The organism is Antarcticimicrobium sp. (genome assembly GCF_029212575.1).
Classification (GTDB): domain Bacteria; phylum Pseudomonadota; class Alphaproteobacteria; order Rhodobacterales; family Rhodobacteraceae; genus Antarcticimicrobium.
Genome location: NZ_JARGPK010000056.1, coordinates 1 through 22,370, shown reverse-complemented (window position 1 = coordinate 22,370; position 22,370 = coordinate 1). Strand labels below are relative to the sequence as shown.

The following is a 22,370-nucleotide window of genomic DNA, read 5'->3' as shown; positions in this document are numbered from 1 at the left end:
CGACCACAAAGGGACCAGCAGCATGGCGATGGAAAAGACCTTCAACGCGGCCGAGGCCGAGGATCGTTTGTACGCGGCCTGGGAAGCGGCCGGATGTTTCACCGCGGGCGCCAACGCCAGCCGGGCCGAGACGTTTTCGATCATGATCCCGCCGCCGAACGTCACCGGCTCGCTGCACATCGGCCACGCCTTCAACAACACGCTGCAGGATATCCTGGTGCGCTGGCACCGGATGCGCGGGTTCGACACCCTGTGGCAGCCCGGCCAGGACCACGCCGGCATTGCCACCCAGATGGTGGTGGAGCGCGAACTGGCGAAAAACCAGCTTCCCGCGCGGCGCGACATGGGGCGCGACGCCTTTACCCGAAAGGTCTGGGAGTGGAAGCAGGAGTCGGGCGGCACCATCATCAACCAGCTCAAGCGCCTCGGCGCCTCCTGCGACTGGTCGCGCAACGCCTTCACCATGTCCGGCGCCCCCGGCGCGCCGGAGGGCGAAGAGGGCAATTTCCACGACGCGGTAATCAAGGTCTTCGTCGACATGTACGACAAGGGTCTGATCTATCGCGGCAAGCGGCTGGTGAACTGGGACCCGCATTTCGAGACCGCGATTTCCGACCTCGAGGTCGAGAATATCGAGGTCGCGGGCCACATGTGGCACTTCAAGTATCCGCTGGCGGGCGGTCAGACCTATACCTATGTCGAGAAGGACGAGGACGGCAATGTCGTGCTGGAGGAAGAGCGCGACTATATCTCCATCGCCACGACGCGCCCCGAGACCATGCTGGGCGACGGCGCGGTGGCGGTGCACCCCTCGGATGACCGCTATGCGCCCATCGTCGGCAAGCTCTGCGAGATCCCGGTGGGGCCCAAGGAGCATCGCCGCCTGATCCCGATCATCACCGACGAATACCCCGACCCCGACTTCGGCTCGGGCGCGGTGAAGATCACCGGGGCGCATGATTTCAACGACTACCTGGTGGCCAAGCGCGGCAACATCCCGATGTACCGGCTGATGGACACCAAGGGCGCGATGCGCGACGACGGTCTGTCCTATGCCGACTGCGCCGCCCGCGCGCAGGAGATCGCGAACGGGGCAGCGTTCACCGAGATGGAGGTGGACACGCTGAACCTGGTGCCCGACGAGCTGCGCGGGCTGGACCGGTTCGAGGCCCGCAAGCGGGTGGTCGAGCAGATCACCGAGGAGGGGCTGGCCGTTACCGTGCTGGGCGACGAGGGCGAACCGGTGGCGCTGGTCGAGAACAAGCCGATCATGCAGCCCTTCGGCGACCGCTCCAAGGTGGTGATCGAGCCGATGCTGACCGATCAGTGGTTCGTCGACACCGACAAGATCGTCGGCCCGGCGCTGGACGCGGTGCGGGGCGGCGATATCGAAATCCAGCCCGAGAGCGGCGAGAAGACATATTTCCACTGGCTGGAGAACATCGAGCCCTGGTGCATCTCGCGCCAGCTGTGGTGGGGCCACCAGATCCCGGTGTGGTACGGGCTGGACCTTTCGGCGCCGGATTTCCGCGACGACGAAGGCGACGGCACGATCGACCTTGTTGAGATGGGCCGGCTGCTGCTGAACGGCATGGTGCACATGGGCGACGTGTTCCACTGCGCGCCGGATTTCGCCGGCGTGCAGGGCGCGTTCCGCAACGAGTTGGCCGACACCCCGCACCCGCTGGCCGACGCGCGTATCGTCGAGGTTTCCGACCGGCACGAGGCGGTGCATGTCTTTGCCCAGGCGCTGGCGCAATACGAGATCGACCAGGACCCGACCAGGCTGGTCTATCCGGTCTGGCAGGACCCCGACGTTCTGGACACCTGGTTCAGCTCCGGCCTCTGGCCGATCGGCACGCTGGGCTGGCCGGAACAGACACCGGAACTGGATCGCTATTTCCCCACCAGCGTGCTGGTGACCGGGCAGGACATCCTGTTTTTCTGGGTCGCCCGTATGATCATGATGCAGCTTGCCGTGGTGGATGAGAAGCCGTTCGAGAAGGTTTACCTGCACGGGCTGGTGCGCGACGCGAAGGGCAAGAAGATGTCCAAGTCGGTCGGCAACGTGGTCGACCCGCTGGAGATCATCGACGAATACGGCGCCGACGCGCTGCGGTTCACCAATGCGGCCATGGCCTCGCTCGGCGGGGTGCTCAAGCTGGATATGCAACGCATCGCCGGTTATCGCAATTTCGGCACCAAGCTGTGGAACTTTGCCCGCTTTGCCGAGATGAATGGCGTGTTCGAGGTCGAGGTGACGGGCGTTCCCGCCCCCGAGCAGACGCTCAACAAATGGATCATCGGCGAGACCGCCAAGGTCCGCGAAGAGGTGGACGCGGCGCTTGAGACCTTCCGCTTCAACGATGCGGCAAAGGCGCTCTATTCCTTTGTCTGGGGCAAGGTCTGCGACTGGTACGTGGAGTTTTCCAAGCCGCTGCTGCAGGGCGAGGATGCCGCCGCGCAGGCCGAGACGCAGGCGGTGATGAAATGGGTGCTGGACCAGTGCCTGGTCCTGCTGCACCCGATCATGCCCTTCGTCACCGAGGAGCTCTGGCAGCTGTCCGGCACGCGCCCGAAGATGCTGGTGCACGGCGACTGGCCCGAGTACAGCGCCGCCGATCTGGTCGACGCGGCCGCCGACCATGAGATGAACTGGGTGATCGGGTTGATCGAGGCGGTGCGCTCGGCGCGGGCCCAGATGCATGTGCCGGCGGGGCTTCACGTGCCGATGCTGGTGAGCCAGATCGACGCCGCCGGTCAGGCCGCCTGGGACCGCAACGAGGTGCTGATCAAGCGGCTGGCGCGGATCGAGGGGCTGACAGCGGCCGACAGCCTGCCCAAGGGCACGGTGACGATCCCGGTCGAGGGGGCCACCTTTGGCCTGCCGCTGGCCGGCATCATCGACATCGCCGAGGAAAAGGCGCGGCTGGAAAAGACCCTGACCAAGCTCGGCAAGGAACTGGGCGGGCTGCGCGGCCGGTTGAACAACCCCAAGTTCGCGGATTCCGCCCCCGCCGAGGTGGTCGAGGAAACCCGCGCCAACCTCGCCGCGCGCGAAGAGGAAGAGGCCCGCATCACCGAGGCGCTGGCACGGCTTTCCGAGCTGGAATAGGCCGATCCGTTCCGCACAAACAGGCCGGGGCCGGAGGGTTGCACACCTCCGGCCCCGTTTCTTTTGCCGATCCGCGACCCCGGATCACCGCCCGTGATCCGCAGGCCCGATGAATGAGTCGCGCCTATTTGAACTCCGGTTTGCGCCCCTGCATCCGCGCGGCGATCACCTCCATCTGCTCCGGCTTGCCGATCAGCTTGACCTGTTCGCGCGATTCGGCCAGCAGCACCTCGGCTCGCTCGGCGCTCTCGGCCAACCCGATCAGCCGCTTGGCGGCACGGATCGCACTCGGGCTCTGCTCGGCGATCTCCTCGGCCAGCGCCAGCGCGGCGGCCAGCGGATCCTCCTTGACCTGCGTCACCAGCCCCCAGGCCTCGGCCCTGTCCGCCGGGATCGGTCGGGCGGTGTAGGTGAGCTGGCGCAGCACGTCCGAGCGCACCAGTTGCGGCAGCAGCGCCATGCCGCCCATGTCGGGTACCAGCCCCCATTTCATCTCCATCACCGCCAGCTTGGCGTCCGGCGCGGCGATGCGGATGTCGGCGCCCAGCGCCAGTTGCAGCCCGCCGCCATAAACCGCGCCGTGCAGTGCCGCGATCACCGGCACCGGCACGCGGCGCCAGATCAGGCCGACCTCCTGCATGCGGTTGGCGTCGTGGTGGCTGCGCTCCATCAGCCACTGCTCGGGATCGACGCTGCCCATCTGGGCGAAACTGGCCATGTCGAGCCCGGCACAGAAGCTCTTGCCCTCGCCCGAGAGCACCACCGCGCGCGCGTCCGAGGCGGCCACCTCGGCGCCGGCCGCGAGAATCGCCTCGACCATCGCGTCATCCAGCGCGTTCATCTTGTCGCCCCGGGTCAGGGTGACCCGGGCGATGTGATCCTTGTACTCCACCGATACGCGCGCCATCGCACTTCCTCCTGTTACTGCCGGGGGCGATCCTGCCCGCGCGGCGCCGGGAAATCCACCCGGACGTGGGGGCAGCAAAACCTCTTGCCCAAGCCCGCCCTCCCGGCGTATCTGGCCAGCCATGACAGACCCACGCTATACCCCGCTCGTCCAATCCCTGCCCGCCTCGGTGCCCTTCGTCGGCCCGGAAACCCAGGAGCGTGACCGCGGCGCCCCCTTCACCGCCCGACTGGGCGCCAACGAGAGCCTGTTCGGTCCCTCGCCCAAGGCGATCACGGCGATGCAGGCCGAGACGGCGGAGATCTGGAAATACGGCGACGCAGAAAGCCATGATCTGCGCGCGGCGCTGGCCGCCCATCTCGGCCTCACCCCCGATCACATCATGGTCGGCGAGGGGATCGACGGGCTGCTGGGATACCTGGTGCGGCTGCTGGTGGCCGAGGGCGATGCCGTCGTCACCTCCGAAGGGGCATACCCGACCTTCAACTACCACGTCGCGGGGTTTGGCGGGGTGCTGCACAAGGTGGGCTACGTCGAAGACCGCGAGGATCCCGCGACGCTCTTTGCCAAGGCGGCGGAGGTCGGGGCCAAGCTGGTCTATCTTGCCAATCCCGACAACCCGATGGGAAGCTGGCACGCGGGACAGGCCATCGTCGATGCGCTGGAGACCCTGCCCGAGGGCGCGCTGCTGGTGCTGGACGAGGCCTATGTCGAATTTGCCCCCGAGGGCACGGCGGCTCCCGTTGCCGCCGATGATCCGCGGGTGATCCGTATGCGCACCTTTTCCAAGGCCTACGGCATGGCGGGGGCGCGGGTGGGCTATGCCATCGCCGCGCCGGGGCTGATTTCCGCCTTCAACAAGGTGCGCAACCATTTCGGCATGAACCGCTTTGCCCAGGCCGGCGCGCTGGCCGCGCTGCGCGACCAGGACTGGCTGGCGCATGTCCAGGCACAGGTCACCACCGCACGCGACCGGATCGCCGCCATCGCCCACGACAACGGGCTGACCACCCTGCCCTCGGCGACCAATTTCGTCGCCGTGGACTGCGGCGGCGACGGCGCATTTGCCAAGGCGGTGCTCGATGCGCTGGTCGATCAGGGCATCTTCGTGCGCATGCCCTTCGCCGCGCCGCAAAACCGCTGCATCCGCGTCAGCTGCGGCCGCCCCCAGGATCTCGATGCCTTTGCCGCCGCGCTGCCGGCCGCGCTGGAGCGCACACGGGGCTGAGTCTGCGGCTGAGTCCGGGCGGAATGCCGCCCCCGAGGCAAGCTGACGCATCGCAAATCCTGCATATCAAATGCATCTCTGTTGTCTGCCGCCCGCGCCCCCTCGCGGGCCGATGACATGAAGGATGAGACCCATGAAACAATCGCTTTTGATGGAAAAATACCCGGTCTTCGACCTGGAGATCCCGAAATCCGAGACCAGCTGCGCCAACACCGACGCGGTGATCGCGGCACTCAAGGCCAGGATCGACGCCCACCCCAAGGTGGCCTATATCGCCACCTTCGACCACTATGCCCATACCACCGCCATCGAAGGGACCATCGCCGAGGCGGTAAAGGACGCCAGGAACATCGTGTTCTGCTTTGGCGTCGCGCTGCCCAACCCGCATGTGCTGGCGGTGCGGCCGCGCTCGATCGGCGTGGCCGACATGGGCGATCATTTCCACGTGACCTTCCTCGAGCCGCCGATGGAGGTTGCCACCAAGGAAATGGAAGCCTGGTGCAAGGGGCTGGCCGACAAACCGGCCTGATCCCCCGGCCCGGCCATCGCGCCGGGGCGCGCTACCCCATGGCGATCACCGCCGCGGCGGCCTCCACCGCGCCCGGTCCATGCGGGATGTCCAGCGCGGTCAGCCCTGCTTCGATCCCGCCCAGCATGCCCAGCACCATGTGACCGTTCACATGCCCCATGTGGCCAATGCGGAAAAACCCGTGCCAGGCCGGATCGCCCGGCTCGGCCATGCCCAGCCCGATCCCCAGCGTCAGCCCGATGTTCTGCGACACCCAGGCACGCAGCGCCGAGCCCTGCGGCGCGCCGACACGCAACGCGGTCACCGCGTGCGAACGATGCGCCCGCCCGGCCACGTTCAGCCGCAGCGGGCCGTCCTGCCCCCAGGCCTCGCAGGCCGCCCAGATCGCCCGCGCCAGCCGTTCGTGGCGGGCCCAGACATGGTCGATCCCCTCGTCGTGGATCAGATCCAGCGCGGCGCGCAGACCGAAAAGGTGATGGGTCGGCGCGGTGCCGCCGAAATACTGGTAAAAGAACTCCGGATCGGCCCGCGGCGCCCAGTCCCAATAGCGGCTGACCCGCGGCAGCGCGTCCCGCGCCGCCGCCGCCTTGTCGTTGAAGAACACGAACCCGAGGCCCGGCGGCACCATCAGCCCCTTCTGGCTGCCGGTCACCGCGACATCGACGCCCCAGGCGTCCATCTCGAACCGGTCGCAGGCCATCGAGGCGATGCAATCGGCCATCAGCAGCGCCGGATGCCCAACCTCGTCCAGCAGCGCGCGCAACCCCTCCACGTCGTTGCGGACCGAACTGGAGGTATCCACATGGACCGCCAGAACCGCCTTGATCCGGTGGTCCGCATCGGCGCGCAGCGCCTCGGCGATCCGCTCCATGTCCCAGGGCGCGGACTTGCCGAAATCGAGGATCTGCGCCTCGGCCCCCAACCCCCGCGCCATGTCGGCCCAGCCGTGGCCGAACCGGCCGGTCGCCGGCACCAGCACCGTCTCACCCGGTGCCAGGGTGTTGGACAAGGCCGCCTCCCAGGCACCGTGGCCGTTGGCGATATAGATCGCCGCGTTGTGCTTTGTCCGCGCCACCCGTTTCAGATCCGGGATCAGGCTTGCCGTCAGGTCGATCAGCGCCCCCTCGTAGATGTTCGGCGCAGGCCGGTGCATCGCCCGCAGCACCGCCTCGGGCATCACCGACGGCCCTGGAATGGCAAGGTATTCGCGCCCCTGCGCGACGCTAAGTGTCTTTGTCATGCTGTCGTCCTGAAACTGGTCCGGCGCACAGTATCCCCCCCGCCGGCAAGGTCAATCGGAACCGCAGGCTTGTCACGCCCCGCCCCGCACCCTAGATAGGCCCGGGTTTCCCGGGTGCCGCCCGGACAGGCATTGAAGGAAGCTTCATGGGTCTCGCCAACCGGATACGACAGCTCGAACGCGACCTGCGGGCCTATTTCAACGTGGACCCAGCCATTCCCGGCAACGCGCGCCGCGCGCGGATCTACAACCGCTACTTCGATCACGCCCTTCTACGCGGCATCTGGACCAACGAGCACAAGATCGCACCGGGTGCGTTCCGCTCCAACCACCCCACGCATGAGCGGTTCGAAAAGATGCGCGCGCGCGGCATCGCCAGCGTGCTGAACCTGCGCGGCGAAAGCGTCTCGGCCCATTACATGACCGAGAGGGCCAGCTGCGAGGCGCTGGGCCTGACCCTTGTCAACGCCACGCTGCATGCCCGCTCCGCGGCCTCACGTGCCGAGATCCAGCACCTGATCGCGGTATTCCGCCGGATCGAGAAACCCTTTGTCATGCATTGCAAGTCCGGCGCCGACCGGGCCGGGTTCGCCTCGGCGATCTACCTGCTGGTGATCGAGGGGCGGCCGCTGCGCGAGGCGCGCCGGATGTTGTCCTGGCGGTTCTTCCACATCCGCAATTCCAAGGTCGGCATCCTCGACTACATCCTCGATTGTTACGAGGTGCGCAGCCGCGGCGCGCCCATTTCCTTTGAGGAATGGATCGCGACGGAATACGATCCCGAAGCGATCCAGACAAGGTTCCGGCAAGGAAAGACGCCCGCATGAGCGACAGTTCCACAGGCGCCAAGAGCACGACGCTGCTGATCTGGCTGTGGCGCAACTACCTGCACCGGCACATCGGCTGGCTGCTGGTGGCCCTGGCCTTCATGACGCTCGAGGGCTCGATGCTGGGCGCGCTCAGCTACATGATGCAGCCGATGTTCGACGATATCTTCGTCGGCGGCGACACCGGGGCGATCACCTGGGTGGCGGTGGCGGTGATGGGCATCTTTGCCCTGCGCGCGCTCTCGGCGGTGAGCCAGCAGGTGGTGCTGACCCGCATCTCGCAGCGCACCGCCGCGGCGCTGCGGCTGGATCTGCTGGCGCGCGCGATGCGCCAGGACGGGGCCTTTCACCAGGCGCATCCGCCGGGGTTCCTGATCCAGCGGGTGCAGACGGATGTCAACGCGATCAACGACGTCTGGCGCGCCATCATCACCGGGGCCGGGCGCGACGCGGTCTCTCTCATGGCGCTGATGGCGGTGGCGATCAGCGTCGACTGGCGCTGGACCGCGATCACCCTGATCGGGGTGCCGGTGCTGTTCCTGCCGGTGGCGCTGATCCAGCGGTTCGTGCGCGCCCAGGCGCGCAGCGCACGTGACCTCGGCGCGGCGCTCTCGACCCGGCTGGACGAGATCTTTCACGGCATCGTGCCGATCAAGCTGAACGGGCTGGAGGACTACCAGCACCGGCAATACGGGGAAAAGACCGGGCGTTTCGTACAGTCCGAGATCCGCGCCGCCTTTGGCACCGCGGCGATCCCGGGGCTGATCGACGTGATGGCCGGGGTCGGCTTCATGGCGGTGCTGATCTATGGCGGCAGCGAGATCGTCTCGGGCGAAAAGACCGTCGGCCAGTTCATGAGCTTCTTCACCGCCATGGGCCTCACCTTCGAGCCGGTGCGCCGGCTCGGCGCGATCAGCGGTCTGTGGCAGGTGGCCGCCGCCGCGATCGAGCGGATCAAGGAACTGATCGACGCGCCGATCCACCTGACCTCGCCCGCCAATCCGGTGCCCGCGCCCGAGGGGCTGCCGGGGATCACGCTCGACGGGGTTTCGCTCAGCTACGGCACGGCGCCGGCGCTGCGCGGGCTGACCCTGACCGCCGAGGCCGGCAAGACCACCGCGCTCGTCGGCGCCTCGGGGGCGGGCAAATCGACCATCTACAACCTTTTGACCCGGCTGGTCGATCCGCAGGAGGGCCGCGTCGCGGTCGGCGGCATCGACGTGCGCGAGATGGCGCTGGCCGATCTGCGCGGGCTGTTCTCGGTGGTCAGCCAGGATGCGCTTCTGTTCGACGAGACCCTGCGCGAGAACATCCTGCTGGGCCGCACCGACGTGAGCGACGCGGCATTGAAAACGGTGCTGGAGGCCGCCCATGTCTCGGACTTCCTGCCCAAGCTCTCCGACGGGCTCGACACCCGCGTCGGGCCGCGCGGATCGGCGCTTTCGGGCGGGCAGCGGCAACGGGTGGTGATCGCAAGGGCGCTGCTGCGCGACACGCCGATCCTGCTGCTGGACGAGGCCACCAGCGCGCTGGACGCGCAATCGGAAAAGGTGGTGCAATCCGCGCTCGACCGGCTGTCGGGCGGGCGCACCACGCTGGTGATCGCGCATCGGCTCTCGACCATCCGCAACGCCGACAAGATCGTGGTGATGGATCGCGGCGCCGCGGTGGACGCGGGCACGCACGAGGAGCTGCTGGAACGCGGCGGCATCTATGCCGACCTCTACCGGCTGCAATTCCAGGACGGCAAGATGCTGGTCGATGAGCGCGGCCGCCCCCTGCCCGCCGCGCCCCCGGCCGAGGCCGAGGCCCCGCGCGAGGGCTGGCTGCGCCGGGCGATGCTGAAACTGGTCGGCTGAGACGCGGCACGCAGGATCTTTTTCTGGTCGGAAATATTCGGGCTTATGTATCAAGCGCACCAAGCGTGGTGTAAGTGATGATTGTGGCATTTCTACTCGTTTTGGCCCCAATTGGGCTTCCACCAGTTGGGAACAAGGTGGGCAAAATCCGCTTCATCGAGGCCCAATCCCATCATGCCCAGATCAACCGAAGCATTTTCTATCACATACCCCACAACATTTTGCGGCCCGCCACGAGCCATGAAGAAGCCGGAACTCTCAATGTCCTTACCGAAAACGTCCTTGGCAATTACTCTGATCTGGACGTGGCATGCTCCTGAGGTCTGGAACAAATCCGGCGAAATATTGGAATCAACGTACCCGCAAAGTTCTCCCTTGTTTTCTCCGACTGGAAGAATCCCAATTTCGTGGAACATTCGAAAAACAACTCTGGTATCGTTGACAAAAAGCGTCACCTCAATGAGGGCAAAGGCTCCAACTGCGGGTGATTGACCGTGATTGGAGACGTTGCACCTAAAGGACAGACAGGAGTGTTGGGCGTCGCAAGCAACTTGGACTTGCCGTGCTGTGAGGTAAGCCCTGACCTGCGCCTCGCCGATCTCTCTGGTGTCTCGGGCCATATCTTGGGTGGCGATAAGTGTCTCGCGAGTAACGTCCAGAGTGCGCCAAACCAGGATGACCGCAAGGGTCGAGACAGCTACGCTAGAGACACTTACCCAGAGAAGCCAAAAGGACCAATCGTCCATATCCTGTTGGGCAGTAAGATCATACTCGCTGCGCTTATGTTCGTTGGTGGCCTCTACTTCTTGCTGAACGCACGCAATCAAGTCTCCACCAGAAAGACCGCCGCACGCCTCATCTACGCGCTTCTCGGCGCTGGAGACGTATCCACTGGAATTTTGCTCCGCGCGAAGTTTCCGTTCCGTATGTGAGGTTGCGACATCATATGTAAAAGCCAATATCAATGAGAGTAGCGCGGCAATAAAAAGCGCAGTTACAACCCAAAATCCGAAACCCCTATCACGCTTAGGCATCGCAATCAGAACGCCGCGCACAACCTCCTTCCGGTAGGTCACCGCAGCCGTCCTCCCCCTTTCCCCAATTCCACGGGACCGAACTTGCCCACAATTCAGGCGCAAGTCACCCCCTTACACCTCAACCCTGCCCTGAAAGGGGCGACGGGGGCAGAGCCCCCCTTAGCGCCGATAGCGCGCCGCCAGGTCCGCCGGGTCCGCGCCCATGACATAGCGCAGCAGGGTCCAGAGGTTGCGCGCACCTCGTCGCAGCCAGCCGGTGCGCTGGTAGCGGGCGGCGCTGGTGCGGGCCTCGGCGGGCAGCGCCACGAGCGGGCGCCCGAGCGCGCGGACCAGCGCCACGTCCTCCATCAGCTTCTGGTCGGGATAACCGCCGGCGCGGTCATACGCCGTCCGCCGCAACAACAGCCCCTGGTCGCCGTAGGGCAGCGCGAAGAGGCGCGCGCGCAGGTTGGCCCAGCCCGCCACCAGCGCGGGCATCGCGCCGCGCGCCCGGAAGGTCAGCCGAAAATAGGCGGGCCTCGCCCCCGGCCGCTCCAGGTGGTCGGCCACCGCCCGGGTCCAGCCGGGCGCCAGCTGGGTGTCGGCGTGCAGCACCAGCAGCCAGCCCCCCCGCGCCGCCGCCGCGCCCCGGCGCAGCTGCCCGCCGCGCGAGGGCGGGCCAGTGAGCAGCACCGCGCCCGCGGCCTCGGCGATCTGGCGGGTGGCGTCACTGGAGCCGCCGTCGCTGATGACCAGCTCTCGGATCAGCCCGGCGACCAGCCCCTCGCCCAGCGCCGCGAGGCAGCCGGGCAGCTCCTCCCCGGCGTTCAGGGTGGGGATGATGACACTGATCGGGGCTGGCACGCGCGGCTTTCCCTGTTCAAACTGGCCCTGTTTCCTATATCAACCGCGTAGGAAAGCAAGGAGCCCGTCATGACCGCGCGCCGCATTCTCCGCCTCTCGGGGCCGGAGACCGAGGAGTTTCTCCAGGGGTTGATCACCAACGACACGGCCAGGCTTGGCGACGGGCTGGTCTATGCCGCGCTGCTGACGCCGCAGGGCAAGTATATCGCCGACTTCTTCCTCGCCCGCGACGGAGATGGCGTGCTGCTCGACGTGGCCGAGGCGCTGGCCGACGATCTGGTCCGGCGGCTGAGCCTGTACAAGCTGCGCGCCAAGGTCACGATTTCGCCCAGCGGGTTGCATCTACAGCGTGGCACCGGACCGGCGCCCGAGGGCGCCCGGCCCGACCCGCGCCACCCCGACATGGGCTGGCGCGCCTATACCACCGCGCCCGAGGCCGACGACGGCACCGAATGGGACGCGATCCGGGTCGCCCATTGCATCCCCGAAACCGGGATCGAGCTGACGCCCGACAGCTATATCCTCGAATCCGGTTTCGAGGCGCTGAACGGTGTCGATTTCCGCAAGGGCTGCTACGTGGGACAGGAGGTCACCGCGCGGATGAAGCACAAGACCGAGCTGCGCAAGGGACTGCGCCGCGTCCAGGTCGAGGGCGCCGCCCCGGTGGGGACCGAGATCCTGGCCGGTGGCAAGCCTGCCGGCACGCTTTACACCCAGTCGGGCGGGCATGGCATCGCCTATCTGCGTCTGGACCGGACCAAGGGCGAGATGACCGCCGGCGTGGCGCGGCTGCGCCTGGACTGAACTCGCGCCATTGGAATCACCGCGCTTGCGGGCCTTGGCCGAGCGTCGGACAGCAAAAGGGGCCAGCGCCCGCGCGCCGACCCCTTATCGGTTGTCATGGCCCATCCTACGCCGAGATCAGCGCATGTTGAACAACTCCTGGTGGAAATCCCCGGCCGACAGACCATGCGACACCAGATCCCTGCGCATGGCCTGACCGAACCCCGCCGGGCCGCAGAACCAGACGCTTGCGGATGTCCAATCCGGAACCATCTGGCGCAGACGATCACCGGTCAGCGCCCCGTCGCGGCTGTCGATCATCAGGTGCAGGTTGACCTCTGCCGCCTCGGCATCCGCCTTGAGCAGGTCCAGCGCCTCGGGCGCGATCTCTGCCACGCTGTGGATCAGGTCGATCTGCTTGGCTCCGGGCGACATCGCCAGTTGCTTCATCCGGGCGATGAACGGGGTGATGCCGATGCCGCCGCCGATCCAGATCTGGCGGTCCTTGCTGTCATCGAAGGTAAAGCGGCCATAGGGGCCCTCGACCGTGGCCGCGCCGCCCACCATGAGTTGCTCGGGCAGGAAGCGGGTGTAATCGCCCAGCGCCTTGGTGATGAAGGTGATGCACCGGGTCGCCGGATCCCAGGCCGAAGCGATGGTAAAGGGGTGTTTGCCCTCACCGCGGTCGAAGGTGACGAAGGCGAACTGGCCGGCGTCATGCCCGGCCCAGCCTTCGTCCAGCTTGACCTCGACCTCGGTGATGCGCATCGAGGGGAACGAGCGCACCGCCTCGATCCGGCCCGGCACCTTGTGGCGACGCCCGATCTGGCGGCTGAGAGCAAGTGCCGCCGAGATCACGCCGCCGAGCATCAAGAGCGCGGTAACGATGCCGACCGGCTGGCTCCAGGCGTCGAAATGCATCAGCACGGCGCCGTGAAACACCAGCACGAGGTAGGCGACGGCGATCAGCCTGTGGGTGGAGACGAAATACTTGTAGGGAAACCGCTTGATCAGCGCCAACAGGATCAGCGCGACCACCGCGTAAAAGGCCCATTCGCCCAGGCCTTCCGCCGTGTCGCGCAAGCTGTTGGAGACCGCCTGTATCGCGCCCGGTTCCGCCGCGTCGGCCGGCGGCCCGCCGCGCTTGGGACGCTCCATCAGGCCCCATTGGACCAGCCATTTCGGCCCCTTGGCCGCGATCCAGTGGGTCACCGACACCACCAGCGCGGTGATGCCCAGCCATTTGTGCAGCCGATAGGATTTGTCGAGCCCGTTCAACCACGGCTCCAGCCACTTTGCGCGGGTGGCGAGGATCATCGCCACGCTCATGGCGCCGATTGCCAGCACCCCGGAGTATTGCACCAGGAGATTGCGAACAGCGATGAAGCTCAGGGTATCGGGGAGCGGCAGGTTGGCGAGCAGCCAGGCGGCGCTCAGGACGGCGAGAATGCCCCAGAGGGCATATCTGATTCTGGTCATAACTGATTTCCTACAACGAATTTCGGGTGCCTGGCCGCGCCCCCTGTTCGCGCGGGGCGCGCCAAGCACCTCAGCGTTAATACGCGGGGCTTCGCATATTCCGTCGGTGGAAGAAACAAAAATGCCCACGCGGCACGCACGGCCGCGCGGGCAGATCGAATCGCGCCCTTCGGGTCAGGCGCGTTCGGCGTATTCCATGGTTTCAGTGTTGACGATGATGTCCTCGTCCTGGCCGACGAAGGGCGGCACCATCACCTTGACCCCGTTGTCCAGGATCGCCGGCTTGAAGCTGTTGGCGGCGGTCTGGCCCTTGACCACCGGCTCGGTCTCGCTGATCCGGCAGGTGACCTTCTGCGGCAGGGTGGCGTTCAGCGCCTCGGCGTCGTGGAATTCGACCAGGATGGTCATGCCGTCCTGCAGGAACGGGCGACGGTCGCCGAGGATCTCTGCGGGCAGTTCGACCTGGTCGTAGGTCTCGGTATCCATGAACACCAGCATGCCGTCGGTTTCATAGAGGAACTGCATGTCCTTCTGTTCCAGCCGCACGCGTTCGACCTTGTCGGCGCTGCGAAACCGTTCGTTCAGCTTGGAGCCGTTGCGCAGGTTGCGCATTTCGACCTGCGCGAAGGCGCCGCCCTTGCCGGGCTTGACGTGGTCCACCTTAACGGCCGCCCACAATCCGCCGTTATGCTCCAGCACGTTGCCGGGGCGGATCTCGTTTCCGTTGATCTTGGGCATGATAAAATCCTTGACGCGAGGTTGATGCTCGGAATGCGAACCCTATATCTGGCGGGGTTGGGACTGGCAAGACAACGAAATGTCGTGTTGCACCTGCAGAAAGCCATGCGCGATACGCATTGCAGGCATGCGTTTTTGGGGTGCCAGAATCGGTCTCGATCGGTCATAAGCAACGCCACGCCGAAAATTGCAAGAGCAAGAAAAACAAGGAAAACGGGATGAAAGATTTCGTTGACGGCACTGCCTTCAATAACGAGCAAGGCAATCGTGCACGTAAACTGTTCGCGGCCGTTGTTCTGGCCGCCCTCGACGATGCCATCGCCGATGACAAGAAATATGGCAACGGCCCGGAGCAGATCGCCCGCTGGGCGCGGTCGCGCGACGGCCGCGAAGTGCTGAGCTGCGCCGGGATCGACCCGAACGAACGCGTCGTGACCGGCCTGATGGACTTTGTCGGCAAGGGTGTGCGCACCTCGGTCGCGCTGTCGCGCGAAGAGAGCGAACGCCGCCATGCCGCGCAGCAGGCCGAGGCCGCCTGACTGCTTTCCCCCCGATCCTGAAAAGCGCGTCCCCCGGGGCGCGTTTTTTTGCGCCTGACGTCTGGCAGGGTGCCGGTCCGGAGGCGGAACCATAGCACGCGCCGTGATGATCCAGGGCACCGGCAGCAATGTCGGAAAGTCGCTGCTGGTGGCGGGGCTGTGCCGCGCCGCCGCGCGCCGCGGACTCTCGGTCGCACCGTTCAAGCCGCAGAACATGTCGAACAACGCCGCCGTCACTGCCGATGGCGGCGAGATCGGTCGCGCCCAGGCGCTGCAGGCCCGCGCGGCGGGGCGCGCGCCGCACAGCGACATGAACCCGATGCTTCTGAAACCCGAGAGCGAAACCGGCGCGCAGCTGGTGGTGCAGGGCCATCGCCGAAGCACCCGGGACGCGGCGCGCTATCAGCGCGACAAGGGGGCGCTGCTGGAGGTGGTGCTGGACAGCTTTCATCGGCTCGCCGCCAGCGCCGACCTGATGGTGGTCGAGGGCGCCGGAAGCCCGGCGGAGACCAACCTGCGGCGCGGCGACATTGCCAATATGGGCTTTGCCCGCGCGGCGGGGGTGCCGGTGGTGTTGGTGGGCGATATCGACCGGGGCGGCGTGATCGCCCAGATCGTCGGCACCCAGGCGGTGCTCGACGCCGACGACCGGGCCATGATCGCCGGGTTCGCGATCAACCGGTTTCGCGGTGACCTTTCCCTGTTCGACGCGGGCCGCGACGATATCGCCCGGCGCACCGGCTGGCCCTGCCTAGGGGTGGTGCCCTGGTTTCACGACGCCTGGCGGCTGCCGGCCGAGGACATGATGGATATCGCCTCGCGCGGCGCTGAACAGGGCAGCGCCTGCAAGGTCGCCGTGCCGCAACTGCCGCGAATGGCGAATTTCGACGATCTCGACCCGCTGGTCGCCGAACCCTCGGTCGCGGTTCAGATCGTGCCGCCGGGCCGCCCCCTTCCCGGGGATGCCGACCTGGTGCTGATCCCCGGCAGCAAGGCGACACGCGCCGATCTGGCCTTTCTGCGGGCGCAGGGCTGGGACATCGACCTGCGCGCGCACCTGCGCCGGGGCGGGCATGTGCTGGGGCTTTGCGGCGGCTACCAGATGCTGGGGCGTTCGATCGCCGATCCCGGGGGGCTGGAGGGGCCTCCGGGCACTGACCCGGGTCTGGGCCTGCTGGACGTGGAAACGGTGATGCAGGGCGACAAGACGGTGACCCAGCGTAGGGCGACCGCCCTGCCCGGCGGCGCGCCTGTCACCGGCTACGAGATTCACCTCGGGCGCACGGAGGGGCCGGACCGGGCGCGCGGCTGGCTCTCGGTCGAGGGCCGGATCGAGGGCGCGGCCTCGCCCGACGGGCGGGTGCGGGGCAGCTACCTGCACGGGCTGTTCGCATCGGATGGCTTTCGCGCCGAATTCCTGGCCGGGATGGGGCATCGGTCGGAGGCCGCCTATGACGCGGGCGTCGAGGCGACGCTGGACGCGCTGGCAGACCATCTGGAAAGACATCTGGACGTTGAGGCGCTGCTGGCGCTGGCCACTACGGTGGGCCGCTAGTCGAGGTCTTGCGAGGCCAGCACGCGGTGGATCTCGCGGCGGACCAGCTTGCGCACGTTGCGCGTGATCCGCTCTCCCAGCGCGCCCTGCAACTCCTGGCGCACGATCTCGGCCACCAGTTCGCGCAGGCTGTCCTCGTCGATCACCGCCTCGTCGGCGGCCAGATCGTCGGGTGCATCGTCGGAGTCTTCGGGGTTTTCCTCGTCCAGATCCTGCCAGCCGATTCCCTCGACCGGCGTTCCGGCATAGGCATCGTCGCTGGTCCCGTCCGGTTCCCACTGGTCACGGGTGCGGCCGATGACGGCCTCCAGCGCCTCGATCTTGGCGCTCAGGTTCTCGGCGCGGGTGGAATGGAAGGCCGGCGGCGTCTCCTGGGCTCCGACCTCCTCGTCGGCATCGAGGGGGTCGTCGTCCTGCCCGGGCATTCTCTCTCCACCGTCTGCGGCGTCGGGTTCGGCATCGTCCGACGTGTCCGGCAGGCTGTCGTCTTGCGGCGACAGATCCCGGTCCTCCGGCTGGTCAGCGGGCACTGACGGCGCGACCTCTTCCCAGCTGGCATCCTCTTCCACGCCGGCATTCTCGACCCCGGCCCCCTCGTTCGGGACTTCGCCGCCGGACCGTGCGCCGCCCAGCGCATCGAACAGGGTCGTGCCCGGAGAAGCCCAGGGCGCCGGGCCGCTGCCCGTCGCCTCCGTACCGTCGTCCGGGCGTGCGACGCCACTGTCACTGACCCGCAGCGCCGGCGTCAGCACCAGGCGGTTGGCTTTCGGGGGAGGCGTAGCCGTCCCTTCCCTGGTCGATTCGGGCTGCGCGGCGGCGCCGGCAGACCGGTTGTCGTCGCTAACCAGACGACGAATCGAGGACAGCACGTCCTCGATCTGAGCATTCGTGACGGGGTCCGACATTTCTATATTCCACTCTCGCCTCGGGAGGGAGTGTACCCCCTGCCCGGGATTCAAACAACCGGAAGCGAGAATTCTCAGTTTTTGCCCAGCGCCTTGAGCACGCGATCAAGATCCTTGCTGCGCTTGCTGACCCGGGACGGCGCGGTCTTGACCAGGTTGTAATAGAGCGTGGGGTCATAGATCTGCACCGCGAGGCCCAGCCGCTCGGCGGTCAGCAGCCCCTGCGCCTGCAGCAACTGATAGCTCGCCACCCCCTCTTCGGAGCGCGACGAGATCTGGTTGGTCAGCGCGTCCAGAAGATCCTGCTCGGCCGACAGAACGTCGAGCGTGGTGCGGGCGCCCAGCGTCGCCTCTTCGCGCACCCCTTCAAAAGCCACGCGCGCGGCGCGCACCTGTTCGGCCGAGGAAATCAGGCTGGCGCGGGCGACCTCCAGCCGGGTAAAGGCGTTCGCCACGCCCTGAATCACGTCCTGCTGCACGGTCAGCAGGCTCGATTTGGCCGCATCCCGGGTGGCCAGCGCCCGGCGGTATTGTGCCGCCAGACCGCCGCCCTGGTAGATCGGCTGGGTCATCGTGAGCGACACCGAGGCGGATGTGGAACGATCAATAGTGTCCGCGTCGTCGGTCAGGCCGAAACTCCCCGACAGCGCGACGGACGGCCCCATCGTCTTGGCCTTGCTCTGCGCCGCAAGTTCAGTGGCCTTCACCTGATGCTGCGCCGCAAGGATGGCCGGATGGTTGCGCACGGCGATAGCGGTTGCCGCATCGAGCGAGGCCGCGGCCCTGGGCAGGCGGGGCTGTCCGGCCAGGGCGCCGGGCTTGCGGCCCACCGCCGCGGCATACTCTGCCTGCGCGGCGATCAGATTGCCGCGCGCGGTGGACAGACCCGACCGTGCCGCAGCAAGCTGCGCCTGGGCCAGCGCCACGTCGGTGCGGGTCACTTCGCCCACATCGAACCGGTCCTGCGCGGCGCGCAGTTCCTCGCCCAGCAGCCGCACGTTGTTCTGGCGCAGCCGCACGTTTTCCGATTGCAGCACCACGTTGAGATAGGCCGAGGCGGCGCGGAACAGGATCTGCTGTTCGATGTTCAGAAGCTGCTGGCGCGTGGCCAGAACGGATTCCTGCGCCCCCTGCTTGCTCAGCGCGATGACGCCGCCGTCATAAAGAATCTGGCTGATCGTCAGCCCGGTGAAGAGATCGGTCGAGGGACTGCTGTACGCGATGGTGTTGGATGTCCCGTCGAGAAGCGTTCGGCTGATCTGCGTGGTCCAGGAAATCACCGGGCGCAATTGCGCCGCGACCGTGGCCACATCCTCGTCGGCGGCCCGCAGCAGGGCCCGGTTCTGTTCCAGCAGCCCACTGGTGTTATAGGCCCCGATCAGGGCATCGACGATATTCTCGGCCTGCGCCGTCCGCGGCGCAAGCGCCGACAGCGCGAGCCCCCCCGCGACCACGACCGCTCCGAGAATGCCTTTGAATGCTGCCTTGCGCATAACCCTGTCTCCGATGCCCCGGATACCCGGGCCTTGTGTCAATCGCCGGATCCGGCCCGGCTAATCAGAGCGCGAACGCCCGCTGCTTTTCAAACCCTGGCAACACCGGCGCTGCGGCATTGAACTCGAACCGCCACGACATTTCGCCGCCGGACTTGTAGCCGATGCGAAGCTCGCCCACCGCGCCATCGAGCATGAGGCAGGCGATGCGACCGCCGTCCTTGAGCTGATCCAGCAGCGCGGCCGGCACCGCCTCGACGCCGCCCTCGACGAGTATAACGTCGTAGGGCCCGTGTTCCGCCGCACCGGCGGCCAGCGGTCCCTGGTGCACGATCACGTTGTCGGCCCCGGCCTCGGACAGCAGGTCCTGCGCCTCGGCGGCCATCGCCTCGTCCTCTTCCACCGCAACCACCGCTTGCGCAAGCCGGGCCGCCACGGCGGCCGAGTAGCCCAGGGCGCTGCCCACATCCAACAGCAGTTCGTCCGGGCCGATGTCGAGCGCATCGAGCGTCTTGGACAGCGTCCGCGGCTCCAGCAGGACGCGGCCCCCGCCCAGGTCCAGATCCTCGCCCGCGTAGGCGACGTCGCGCTGTGCATCCGGCACGAAGATCTCGCGCGGGACCGCCAGCAAGGCGTCGATGATCGGGTATTTCGTGACATCCGATGGGCGGATCTGCGTATCGACCATCATCCGGCGGCGGGCGGCAAAGTCTGTCATTGCTAAACTCGGTTGTTCAGTCCCTCGAAGGGCTTTTGCCATATCCCCGTCCCCCCGGCAACGGCCCGCGGCGCGATTTCACGCCGCATGGGCACTTGCAGCGTCCGAACGGATCGGATAGAGCCGGATACGCACCATCGGCAGGCGAGTTGGCGGAGTGGTGACGCAGCGGATTGCAAATCCGTGTACACCGGTTCGATTCCGGTACTCGCCTCCATTTATTTTCAAGCACTTGCCCGGTTCCTCGTTGTGCGCGGCTTGCGCCGTTTACAGGGGCGTTTACAGTTTTGTTCACGATGCGCCCCCTTTCGCCTGTGCCAGCTTGACCAGAACAGCATCAGTTTCGTCGGGCGAGACGCGGGCATAATGCTCGATCACGTTCGCCGCGTAGCGGATGCTCCAGCCCATGTGATTGGCGATCTCCGCAAGGGACAGGCCCACATTCAGCAGCCGCGTTGCAGCCGTGCCGCGCGCATCGTACAGGCGCAGCTCATCGGACAGCTTGGCCTTGTCGCGCCACTGGCGGACGCCCTCGGATGCGCGGTGCGGGGTCAGGGCGTGACCGCTGGCATTCGCCAGGATCAGCAACCGGCCCGGCGGGGTCGTGTCGATCACCTCAGCAAGCGCGGGCGTGATCGGGATATGTGCCAGCCTCTTGCGCTTGTTCGTCCGGACGCGCAGGCGACGGCCGCGTGGGGTCTGCTCGACGTGGGCAGGGGTCAGCTTAATCAGATCAGCCGGACGCAAGCCAGTTTCGCAGGCTACACAGAGAATACGGCGCACCCATTCCGGGGCAACCGCGTTGAAGGCTTCCCGGTCAGCCGGGGTCCAGACGATTTCAGAGCGGTCCACCTCATAGAGACGGCGCAGCTTGTGGCAATGGTGCTCGGACAGCTTGCCCTCCTCCATTCCCCAGTTGAGGATGCGGACGGCATGTGTTCCTGCCATGTCGTGTTGTTTTGGTGAGTGTTTCCAGAGCGCCCGCCATGCGTTCATCTCGCCCCGCGATCTGCGATCCTCGAAAATGACGGCAGGGGCATCCTTGAAGTGTTCAGCGAACCGCAGTCCCCATTTGCGAATATCCGCACGCGAACGCTCCCCCTTGGGCATTGCGGTGCTTGACAAGAAGTCATCGACCAATTGGGTGACCATGTAGTCAGGCGATTGCGGGCGCGCAGTTGCTTCCGCGAACGCCTGATAGAATGCCGTATCGCTCGGCTTGCGGTGGTCATCTTCCCAGAATTTGGGGCCGCCACGCCATGCGTAGAAGTGAAAGCGGCTCTTGCCGCTCGCCAGCTTTCGACGGACACGATGCACACCTTTGGGCAGATCAGATTGTGTCACGGCCTGCCCTCCACTTGTCGAACGGAGCCATGTCCGGATTGGTCCCATCGCCAGCGGTCCAGGCCGTGATCAGGAACCGCTTGCCGTCACCGATTTCGACGACGACTGATACCTGATCATAGCCCGCTGCCTTCGCCGCTTCGAAAGCGGGCGACAAGTCGGCTTTGCGAATAGCTACAGGGCGGCGCTTAATCGTCATGCCTTGCCTTCCAGGTTCTTAAAACAATCGGCCCAGAATTCCGGCGTGAAGCCGAAATCCCAGTCGCAAAACTCATCGAAGAGATAGCAAGAGAGCGTGAAACTCCGATAGAAGCACCCTTCTAAATGCCCCGGCAGCTTTCCGCTTTCTTTGTAGCTTTCAGGTGAGCTTTCCGGGTCGTGGACAAACACCTGGGGCCAGGAAATCAAGAACTCGTAACGCAAGTTCCGCTCGGCGAGCCGATGTGCGATCAACCCTTCCGGGATCAACTCTTGCGGCGCGATGACCATCATGAAGGAATACAGGAGCCGCGTCTCGACGGTTCCCCGCATATAGTCGGGTGCAGTCGGAGGCATTCCGTCAAGCCGTAGGCTGAGATATTTCGAAACCGCATCAGGCGCCTCGTGGTACTTCGTCCCAAGCCCAATGGCGACGATCAACCGGAGAACATGCTTCGGGGTAACGCTTGCAACGGCGCGGCCTCGGCTCTTCGGAAGGAGGCCAGAATTGAGAAGCTGCCTGCTGTATTGGGATGCAATCGTGCGGTCCACGCCCATGATGTCGGAGACCACTTCATTCATCATTGATACTGAGGTCATTTTGATACCCTCCAATGGCCCTCTTTCCGCCTTCTGTTTTTGGTTTTATCTTTGATTACTCCAAATTGCAAGCATATTCGTCAGAAAGATGAAGGGCCGCCGCGGCGCGGGCGGGCGCCGGTGCCCCGCTGTTCGCCGCGTCCCCTCTTTCATGAAATCCGCGGAAATCGACACTTTGGCACTGGAATGGGGCGGTTTTGCGATGCCGGAAAATTTCGGAAAACCGTTTAATTCCAACGATATATGAAGGTGGCTAGTGCTAAAGTGCCGAAGTGCCGTTTTTCGGGATGTTTCTGCATATGAATAAAAGGGGGCCGGGGGCCGGCATGGTCGGCTCATGTGTAAGGTGGGATAAATCGACACTTCGGCACTGAGCCTTGAGCTTGTCTAATGTTTTCAAGGACTTGTGCCATACATCACCCCTCTAATCGTC

The 22,370-nt window shown here is 65.9% G+C and carries 20 protein-coding genes and 1 tRNA gene; 9 read left to right on the top strand and 12 right to left on the bottom strand.

Going from position 1 to position 22,370, the window contains the following annotated elements; translation table 11 throughout:
• Positions 1 to 22: 22 nt before the first annotated feature.
• Positions 23 to 3,115, top strand: coding sequence for a valine--tRNA ligase (locus P1U75_RS12335; protein ID WP_300243767.1), 3,093 nt, complete (start codon positions 23 to 25; stop codon positions 3,113 to 3,115).
• A 124-nt stretch (positions 3,116 to 3,239) separates the two neighbouring features.
• Here P1U75_RS12335 and P1U75_RS12330 read toward each other — a convergent pair whose 3' ends face one another.
• Positions 3,240 to 4,022 (bottom strand): crotonase/enoyl-CoA hydratase family protein, encoded by a 783-nt coding sequence (locus P1U75_RS12330; RefSeq protein ID WP_300243764.1) that lies wholly within the window; start codon positions 4,020 to 4,022, stop codon positions 3,240 to 3,242.
• 121 nt (positions 4,023 to 4,143) lie between these two features.
• On the opposite strand from P1U75_RS12330, the gene P1U75_RS12325 reads away from it, so the two are divergent.
• Complete coding sequence (locus P1U75_RS12325; RefSeq protein WP_300243761.1) at positions 4,144 to 5,250, top strand: pyridoxal phosphate-dependent aminotransferase; 1,107 nt, start codon at positions 4,144 to 4,146, stop codon at positions 5,248 to 5,250.
• 133 nt (positions 5,251 to 5,383) lie between these two features.
• The gene (locus tag P1U75_RS12320; protein WP_300243759.1) at positions 5,384 to 5,779 is read left to right on the top strand and encodes a DUF6858 family protein; all 396 of its coding nucleotides are present in this window, start codon (positions 5,384 to 5,386) and stop codon (positions 5,777 to 5,779) included.
• Between the two features lie 31 nt (positions 5,780 to 5,810).
• Here the strand turns inward: P1U75_RS12320 and P1U75_RS12315 are convergent, their stop codons facing one another.
• Positions 5,811 to 7,019, bottom strand: coding sequence for an aminotransferase class V-fold PLP-dependent enzyme (locus P1U75_RS12315; RefSeq protein WP_300243757.1), 1,209 nt, complete (start codon positions 7,017 to 7,019; stop codon positions 5,811 to 5,813).
• A gap of 146 nt (positions 7,020 to 7,165) precedes the next feature.
• Here P1U75_RS12315 and P1U75_RS12310 point away from each other — a divergent pair, with 146 nt between their 5' ends.
• Positions 7,166 to 7,846 carry a tyrosine-protein phosphatase gene (locus P1U75_RS12310; RefSeq protein WP_300243754.1) on the top strand — a complete coding sequence of 227 codons (681 nt, stop codon included), beginning with the start codon at positions 7,166 to 7,168 and terminating at the stop codon, positions 7,844 to 7,846.
• Positions 7,843 to 9,705 carry an ABC transporter ATP-binding protein gene (locus P1U75_RS12305; RefSeq protein WP_300243753.1) on the top strand — a complete coding sequence of 621 codons (1,863 nt, stop codon included), beginning with the start codon at positions 7,843 to 7,845 and terminating at the stop codon, positions 9,703 to 9,705. Before P1U75_RS12310 ends, P1U75_RS12305 begins: the two co-directional genes overlap by 4 nt.
• Before the next feature lie 92 nt (positions 9,706 to 9,797).
• Here the strand turns inward: P1U75_RS12305 and P1U75_RS12300 are convergent, their stop codons facing one another.
• Together P1U75_RS12300 and P1U75_RS12295 are read right to left on the bottom strand one after the other, a co-directional pair.
• Positions 9,798 to 10,781: a hypothetical protein gene (locus P1U75_RS12300; protein ID WP_300243750.1), complete on the bottom strand. Its 984-nt coding sequence runs from the start codon at positions 10,779 to 10,781 to the stop codon at positions 9,798 to 9,800.
• Positions 10,782 to 10,901: 120 nt separating this feature from the next.
• The gene (locus tag P1U75_RS12295) at positions 10,902 to 11,585 is read right to left on the bottom strand and encodes a TIGR04283 family arsenosugar biosynthesis glycosyltransferase (RefSeq protein WP_300243747.1); all 684 of its coding nucleotides are present in this window, start codon (positions 11,583 to 11,585) and stop codon (positions 10,902 to 10,904) included.
• Positions 11,586 to 11,654: 69 nt separating this feature from the next.
• Between P1U75_RS12295 and P1U75_RS12290 the strand changes: the two genes are divergently transcribed.
• Positions 11,655 to 12,389, top strand: a complete 735-nt coding sequence (locus P1U75_RS12290; protein WP_300243745.1) for a folate-binding protein — start codon at positions 11,655 to 11,657, stop codon at positions 12,387 to 12,389.
• A 117-nt stretch (positions 12,390 to 12,506) separates the two neighbouring features.
• Here the strand turns inward: P1U75_RS12290 and P1U75_RS12285 are convergent, their stop codons facing one another.
• Together P1U75_RS12285 and efp are read right to left on the bottom strand one after the other, a co-directional pair.
• Complete coding sequence (locus P1U75_RS12285; RefSeq protein WP_300243743.1) at positions 12,507 to 13,847, bottom strand: ferric reductase-like transmembrane domain-containing protein; 1,341 nt, start codon at positions 13,845 to 13,847, stop codon at positions 12,507 to 12,509.
• 174 nt (positions 13,848 to 14,021) lie between these two features.
• On the bottom strand, positions 14,022 to 14,585 hold the full coding sequence (gene efp, locus P1U75_RS12280; protein ID WP_300243741.1) for an elongation factor P: 564 nt from the start codon (positions 14,583 to 14,585) through the stop codon (positions 14,022 to 14,024).
• A gap of 218 nt (positions 14,586 to 14,803) precedes the next feature.
• Here efp and P1U75_RS12275 point away from each other — a divergent pair, with 218 nt between their 5' ends.
• Both P1U75_RS12275 and P1U75_RS12270 read left to right on the top strand, forming a co-directional pair.
• A complete protein-coding gene (locus P1U75_RS12275) occupies positions 14,804 to 15,124 on the top strand; it encodes a DUF6280 family protein (protein WP_300244289.1) in 321 nt (106 codons plus the stop codon).
• A gap of 106 nt (positions 15,125 to 15,230) precedes the next feature.
• Positions 15,231 to 16,679 carry a cobyric acid synthase gene (locus P1U75_RS12270; protein WP_300243739.1) on the top strand — a complete coding sequence of 483 codons (1,449 nt, stop codon included), beginning with the start codon at positions 15,231 to 15,233 and terminating at the stop codon, positions 16,677 to 16,679.
• Here P1U75_RS12270 and P1U75_RS12265 read toward each other — a convergent pair.
• The 3 genes from P1U75_RS12265 to P1U75_RS12255 all read right to left on the bottom strand — a co-directional run bounded on the left by P1U75_RS12265 (position 16,676) and on the right by P1U75_RS12255 (position 19,795).
• Positions 16,676 to 17,584, bottom strand: a complete 909-nt coding sequence (locus P1U75_RS12265; RefSeq protein ID WP_300243736.1) for a hypothetical protein — start codon at positions 17,582 to 17,584, stop codon at positions 16,676 to 16,678. The two genes, P1U75_RS12270 and P1U75_RS12265, sit on opposite strands and share 4 nt — an antisense overlap.
• A 74-nt stretch (positions 17,585 to 17,658) precedes the next feature.
• Positions 17,659 to 19,077, bottom strand: a complete 1,419-nt coding sequence (locus tag P1U75_RS12260; protein WP_300243734.1) for a TolC family outer membrane protein — start codon at positions 19,075 to 19,077, stop codon at positions 17,659 to 17,661.
• 64 nt (positions 19,078 to 19,141) lie between these two features.
• On the bottom strand, positions 19,142 to 19,795 hold the full coding sequence (locus tag P1U75_RS12255; RefSeq protein WP_300243732.1) for a protein-L-isoaspartate O-methyltransferase: 654 nt from the start codon (positions 19,793 to 19,795) through the stop codon (positions 19,142 to 19,144).
• A 143-nt stretch (positions 19,796 to 19,938) separates the two neighbouring features.
• Here P1U75_RS12255 and P1U75_RS12250 point away from each other — a divergent pair.
• A tRNA-Cys gene (locus tag P1U75_RS12250) sits at positions 19,939 to 20,012 on the top strand.
• 74 nt (positions 20,013 to 20,086) lie between these two features.
• On the opposite strand, the gene P1U75_RS12245 is transcribed toward P1U75_RS12250, so the two are convergent.
• Genes P1U75_RS12245 through P1U75_RS12235 form a run of 3 tightly spaced genes read right to left on the bottom strand, consistent with a single transcriptional unit; the run spans position 20,087 to position 21,952 of the window.
• Positions 20,087 to 21,139 (bottom strand): tyrosine-type recombinase/integrase, encoded by a 1,053-nt coding sequence (locus tag P1U75_RS12245; RefSeq protein WP_300243730.1) that lies wholly within the window; start codon positions 21,137 to 21,139, stop codon positions 20,087 to 20,089.
• The gene (locus tag P1U75_RS12240; protein ID WP_300243727.1) at positions 21,126 to 21,338 is read right to left on the bottom strand and encodes a hypothetical protein; all 213 of its coding nucleotides are present in this window, start codon (positions 21,336 to 21,338) and stop codon (positions 21,126 to 21,128) included. The genes P1U75_RS12245 and P1U75_RS12240 overlap by 14 nt, the downstream gene beginning before the upstream one ends.
• Positions 21,335 to 21,952 (bottom strand): hypothetical protein, encoded by a 618-nt coding sequence (locus tag P1U75_RS12235; protein ID WP_300243724.1) that lies wholly within the window; start codon positions 21,950 to 21,952, stop codon positions 21,335 to 21,337. Before P1U75_RS12235 ends, P1U75_RS12240 begins: the two co-directional genes overlap by 4 nt.
• Between the last annotated feature and the right edge of the window lie 418 nt (positions 21,953 to 22,370).